This is a genomic window from Nocardia sp. NPDC059236 (assembly GCF_042754085.1).
In the GTDB taxonomy this organism is placed as follows: domain Bacteria; phylum Actinomycetota; class Actinomycetes; order Mycobacteriales; family Mycobacteriaceae; genus Nocardia.
In genome coordinates this window covers 1-1,004 of sequence record NZ_JBHZAF010000130.1, presented here as the reverse complement: position 1 = coordinate 1,004, position 1,004 = coordinate 1, and the positions used below count along the sequence as shown (strand labels likewise).

The 1,004-nt window shown below is 71.3% G+C and carries 1 protein-coding gene; it reads right to left on the bottom strand.

What is annotated here, in order from left to right; all coding sequences use genetic code 11:
• Window positions 1–767: DUF4350 domain-containing protein (locus ACFXIV_RS48430; protein ID WP_379421604.1), on the bottom strand; the 767-nt coding region annotated here is incomplete at its 3' end.
• Window positions 768–1,004 lie beyond the last annotated feature (237 nt).

Below are 1,004 nucleotides of genomic sequence, written 5' to 3'. Positions count from 1 at the left end.
GGGCCCAGGCGTCGGGCTCTCCACAGCGCGGCGAGCAAGGCCGCGACGGCGAGTTGGGCGACGGCCCATGACCAGCCGCGTGGCAGGAGGTCGAAGAAACCGCGCTCCTGGTCGTCGGTGGGAGCGGCGTCGGCGGGGAGGTACCAGAGGAGCTGTGAGTGGGAACCGAGGAGTTGGAGGGTGAGCGAGGCGTTGCCGTTTTTGTCGAGGTTCCGGTTGTGGAGCGGGTCGGGTGCGCCCAGCAGGACGGTGTCGCCACCGGAGGTGTTCTCGTCGCTGCTTGACGGGTCGACGCGCAACAGCGTGGCGTGGCCGTTCCTCAAGTAGCAGCTCTCGTTGCGGTCGGTGTCGGTCGTGTAGCCGTATCCACCGAGGTCGGCGTCGCCTGCGCGGCGGGCTGCGGGGAAGTCGCAGTCGGGAGGGGTCGGCTGGACGGGCGTGCGCGCCAAGGCACGTGTGCCGGGGAGGAGAGCGGTTGTTGTCTCGGGGTTCGGGGCGAGCAGGACGGTGCGGCCGGAGTGCCGGGTGGCTTCTCGGAGCTCCTTGCGCTCCTGCTCGGTGAGGGAGTTGGGGAACGGAACCAGGAGGGTGGAGTCGGGAGCGACCTGTCGGGGGATGGCTGTGGAACGGGTGAGGACCTTGGTGTGTACGCCGCGGTCGGCCAGGAGGCGGGAGAGGGCCTTGCTGCCGTAGGGGGTGGTCGAGCGGGGATCGAGGGAGCCGGTGTGCTCGTCGGAGCGCAGGGCGGCGAGCGCTACTCCGGCCATGGCGAGGATGGCGGCGGCCAGGAGGAGTCCCCGAGCTCGGCGCCATAGGTGACGCGCTGTGGGTGACGTCGAGGACGAGGCCGCGGCGGAGGTCGGTGAGGACGGTGAAGTGGAGGCGGGAGCCGGGGTCACGTGGTTCCTCCGCGGGGGGATGGCGCGGGGGAGGGGAGTGCGGTGGGCAGCGCAGGGATGGCGCGAAGGAGGGCGAGGTCCAGATCGCGGAGTAGGGCGTCGGCG